At 70.9% G+C, this 687-nt stretch carries 1 protein-coding gene; it reads right to left on the reverse strand.

What is annotated here, in order from left to right; genetic code table 11:
- Positions 1 to 687: homocysteine S-methyltransferase family protein (locus IF73_RS0137115; protein ID WP_031015954.1), on the reverse strand; the 687-nt coding region annotated here is incomplete at both ends.

Consider the following 687-nt stretch of genomic DNA (forward strand, 5'->3'; position numbering starts at 1 on the left):
GAGGTGAGGACCGGCAGGCCCGCGTTGGGCATCACCGACAACGGGATCCGGGCGTGCCGGGCCAGATAGCGCAGGTGCTCGCTCATCTCGGCCGGGCCGGTGGCGCAGTTCAGGCCGATCATGTCGATGCCCAGCGGCTCCAGCGCCGTCAGCGCCGCACCGATCTCCGACCCCAGAAGCATCGTGCCGGTGGTCTCCACGGTCACGGAGACGATGAGCGGCACCTCCACACCGAGCGCCTCCAGCGCGCGGCGCGCGCCGATGACCGACGCCTTGGTCTGCAGCAGGTCCTGGGTCGTCTCCACGATCAGCGCGTCGGAACCCCCGACGAGCAGGCCCTCCGCGTTCTGCTGGTACGCGTCCCGCAGCACCGTGTACGGGGCGTGGCCCAGGGTGGGGAGCTTGGTGCCCGGGCCGATGGAGCCCAGGACCCAGCGCTGCCGGCCGTCGCCGGCGGTGAACTCGTCGGCGACCTCACGCGCCACCCGCGCACCCGCCTCGGACAGCTCGTACACCCGGTGGGAGATGTCGTACTCCCCCAGCGCCGCGTGGTTGGCACCGAAGGTGTTCGTCTCCACGCAGTCCACGCCCGCCGCGAAGTACTCACGGTGCACCGAGGCGACGATGTCCGGCCGGGTCAGGCTCAGGATCTCGTTGCAGCCCTCCAGGTTCTGGAAGTCCTCCAGG

The organism is Streptomyces sp. NRRL F-5727, assembly GCF_000719555.1.
Taxonomy (GTDB): domain Bacteria; phylum Actinomycetota; class Actinomycetes; order Streptomycetales; family Streptomycetaceae; genus Streptomyces.